The sequence below is a fragment of the Pacificispira spongiicola genome, assembly GCF_012926505.1.
Lineage (GTDB): Bacteria > Pseudomonadota > Alphaproteobacteria > UBA8366 > Aestuariispiraceae > Pacificispira > Pacificispira spongiicola.
This window is the reverse complement of record NZ_JABBNT010000012.1, coordinates 1-4,510: the sequence shown is the minus strand read 5'-3', so window position 1 is coordinate 4,510 and position 4,510 is coordinate 1. Positions and strand designations below refer to the sequence as shown.

Sequence of the window (4,510 nt, the reverse complement as noted above, 5' to 3'; positions counted from 1 at the left end):
CGGCGGGCCAGGACGAAAACGTCCTGGAGAACCTGGAATTCACCGTCACCCTCACCGACGGCGAAGGCACCGAAGTCTCCGGCGCCTTCACCGTCGATGTCATCGATGATGTCCCGGTCCTGACCACGGGCGAAGCGCCGTCCCTGGCGACCGGCGTCACGGTGGATGAAGACGACGTTGCCGGCGGCACGGATGAAGGCACGGATTCAACCAGTGCGACGGGCGATCTCGGCCTTGCGGGCAAGGACCTCTACACGGTCAATGTCGGCGCGGACGATGACAATGCGACGGGTCAGACCAGCCTGACCTATGACGACTTCGACTACACGATCACCCCGCCGTCCCAGGAACTGAAGTCGGGCGGCGAAACGATCACCTACAATCAGTCGGGCAATGTCCTGACGGCCAGCGCCGATGGCGAAACGGTCTTTACCGTGACGCTGAACGGCGACGGGTCCTATACGTTTGACCTCGTCGGCAGCATCGATCACGCCGACGGTCAGGACGAAAACAGCATTGCCCTCGACTTCGGCCTCAGCGGCACGGTCAAGGACGGCGTTGAAATCCTCGACGGCGACGGCGATGCCGTCGACCTGTCCGGCGCGACGGTTTCGCAGACCTTCACGGTCACCGTGGTGGACGACGTTCCGGAAGCGAGCGTGAACCAAGGTGCGGTCGGTACGGCGGACGGCGTGTCCGTGGACGAAGACGACCTGGTCGGCGGCACGGACGAAGGCAATGACAGTCTGTCCGCGACGGGCAATCTCGGCCTTGGCTCCGGCGATCTGATCACCATCGATTACGGTGCGGACGGCCCGTCCGACGAGAATGCGCCGACCGGCCTGACCGCAGCGGATTTGGATTACAGCTTCGACATTTCGGCCCTGCCGACGGACCTGACGTCCGAAGGCGATGCCATTACTTTCACGCAAACGAATGGCGTTCTCACGGCGACCGCGGATGCGGGCGGCACGAACGAGCGCCCGGTCTTCACCGTGTCGATCGACCCGGCCACGGGCAGCTATACCTTTACGCTGCAGGACAATCTGGATCACGAAACCGCTAATGGTCAGAATGTCGAAGGACTGACCTTCAGCGTTATTGGGACCCCAAGTGCGGAGGCCCTGGCGGAAAAAGACTTCGATCAGGACGCGATCGACGGTCTCGATACCGCACAAATTACGCAGAATTTCAGCGTCGATGTGACCGACGATGTCCCGGTTGCCGTGAACGACACGACCGTCTTTGCGACGGAAGGCGGCAGTGCGGTCGCCGGTAACGTGATGCTGAACGATACTGTCGGGGCGGACGATGCCGGGGCGGAACTGACCTCCTTCACCTATACCGATGAAAACGGTGCGACTCAGACCGGTATGCCGGGCGTTCCCGTTGACACGCAATATGGTGCCCTGACGGTCAATTCCGACGGTAGCTGGATTTATACGCCGGACGAGGAATCCGACCATACGGCGACGGGCGGTCAGTCCCTGTTCGACGGGTTCACCTACACCATCACCGACGGTGATGGTGATACCGCAACGGCGGAACAGCCGATCAAGGTGCGCGACGACAAGCCGACGATCACCGTCAACCCGCCGCCTCCGGGCGACCCGAATCTGGGCGCGGACGGCGCGTTTGTGGACGAAGACGATCTGACGGCGGCGCAGGGCGATACGGAAGTCGGCACCGACGGGACCGGCAGCAGCGCCGTTTCCGGCACGCTGACCATCGATGGCGGCCAGGACGGTGTCGGTGGGGTGACCCTGTCCGTACCGCAGGCTCTGACCGATATGGGTCTGGAATCCAATGGTGTGCCGCTGACCTACACGGTCTCTCCGGACGGTCAGACGATCACGGGCTCCGCCGGTGCGGACGAAATCTTCACCATGACGCTGACCGGCGATGCGCAAAACGGCTATGGCTGGGCCTTCGATCTGAAGGACGCCATCGATCATCCGACAGCGACGGCGGAAGACGTCATTTCCAACATTCCGTTCACCGTCACGGTGACCGACAATGACGGCTCGACCGCCTCCGCGACGATCGAAATCGACGTTGTGGACGATGTCCCGACCGCCGTTGACGATGGCGACGTCCGTCTGGAAGGCGCCGGCGACACGACCGGCAGTGCCTCCACCGGCAACTTGTTGCTGGATAACGATACGCTGGGCGCGGATGCGGACGGTTCGGAAATCACCGGGATTTCGTATACGAACGAAAGCGGCCAGACGGTCACGGCGGCGGTCGATCCGACCAACGGCGTTACGGTCGATACGCAATACGGTTCGCTGACCGTCAATGCCGATGGTTCCTGGAGCTACACCGCCGACGACCAGATCGATCACGTGAACGATCAGGACGTGACCGACAGCTTCACCTATACGATGCAGGACGGCGACGGCGACGAATCCACCGCGGCGTTCAGCGTGTCCATCGGTGACGAAGGTCCTGAAATCTCCTTCCCGTCGGATGGCGGGCCGCAGGCGACGGGTTCCGGCAGTGTCGACGAAGACGATCTCAAAACCGCTTCGGGCGATGCCGTGGACGGTTCCGACGGTTCCGATGCCTCGCAGGTGACGAAGGCGATTTCGGTCGACTTCGGTGAGGACGGCCCGGCGGATACCAATCCGCTGGCGCTCGAAATCCCGCAGGCGCTGACCGATATGGGCCTGAAATCCGGGACGGTTCCGCTCACCTATACCCTGTCGCCGGATGGTCAGACGATCACCGGCTCGGCGGGCGCGGACACGATCTTTACCATGTCCCTGGGCGGCGACGCGCAGAACGGTTTCACCTATACCTTCGATCTGGTCGGCAATTTGGACCATGAAGAAGGGCTGGGCGAAAACCTGATCGAGGATATTCCCTTCACGGTCGTTGCGACCGATGGGGACGGCACGGAACAGCGCGGCACGATCGAAATCGACGTTCGCGACGATGTGCCGGATGCGGTGGACGACGGCGAATATCGCCTGAACCAAGCTGGCGACAGCACCGGCAATACGGTGACCGGCAACCTGTTGACGGACAACGACACCGCCGGTGCGGACGGTGCGGAAATCACCTCCTTCTCCTACACCGACGAAAACGGTGCCACGCAAACCGGTACACCGGGCGTCGAGGTCGATACCCAATACGGTACCTTGACCGTCAATAGCGACGGGTCTTGGACCTATACGGCGGACAGCGATGTCGTGAATGTCAACGGCCAGGACGTCGAAGACGACTTCACCTACACCTTGACCGACGGCGATGGTGACAGCGATACCGCGACCGTCCATCTGGTGATCGGCGACGACGGTCCGGAAATATACTTCCCGAGTGACGAGGGGCCGCAGCAAACGGGTTCCGGTCTTGTCGATGAAGACGATCTGTCGACCGGCGCAGGCGATGCGGTAAACGGTACCGACGGGACGGGTTCGTCCGATGTGACTCGCCCGGTTACGATCGACTTCGGTGTCGACGGCCCGGCGGCGACGGATCCGGCGATCCTCGAAATTCCGCAGGAACTGATCGATATGGGGCTGGAATCCAATGGGGTTCCGCTGACCTATACGCTGTCCCCGGACAATATGACGATCACGGGTTCTGCGGGCACCGACACGGTTTTCACGATGACCCTGGACGGCAATCCGACCGATGGGTTCACCTATACCTTCGATCTGGTCGGCAATCTGGATCATGATCCGGTTCAGGGTGAAAACCTGATCGAAGATATCCCCTTCACCATCGTTGCGACCGATGCGGACGGTACGGAAACGCGCGGTTCAATCGAAATCGACGTTCGCGACGATGTGCCGGAGCTCACGCAGACGGCGGGCCCGGCGGATGCCGATACGGTTACCGTGGACGAAGACGACACGGCCGATGGTACGGACGGCAGCCAGTCGGCTTCCGCGACCGGGGCCCTGGGCCTGTCCGCCATTTCCTTCGGTGTCGATGCGGGTGCCGATGGTGCGCAGGCATCTGGCGGCGTCGATCTCGACCCGTCCAACCTGACGATCACCGGTCCGACGGGGCTGACCTCGAACGGTGCGGAAGTTACCTACAATCAGGTCGGAAACGTCCTGACCGCGTCGGCCAACGGCGAAACCGTCTTCACGGTGACGTTGAACGGCGACGATACCTTTACCTTCGAAATGGTCGGGAATCTCGACCATCCGGCGGGTGCCGACGAAAACACCATGACGCTCGACTTCGGTCTCAGCGGCACGGTGGGGACGACCTTCACGGCGACGGATGGCGACGGCGACACGGTTTCCGCCGGCGACGTGACTATCGACCATGGTTTCAGCGTCAATGTCGTTGACGATGTCCCCGAAGCAATCGTCAACCAGGATGCGGTTGGGACGGCGACGACGGGTAGTGTTGACGAAGACGATCTGGCGGATGGCAGCAGCCCGGATGCGGGAGCGCTGACGACGGGCGGGTCTTTGGGTCTGGACGACCCGGCATTGATCGGGATCGACTATGGTGCGGACGGTCCTGCGGCGGGTGCGCCTGCGGGTCT

General features: G+C 62.2%; 1 protein-coding gene. It reads left to right on the top strand.

What is annotated here, in order from left to right; translation table 11 throughout:
• Positions 1–4,510: beta strand repeat-containing protein (locus HH303_RS19880; RefSeq protein ID WP_227421968.1), on the top strand; the 4,510-nt coding region annotated here is incomplete at both ends.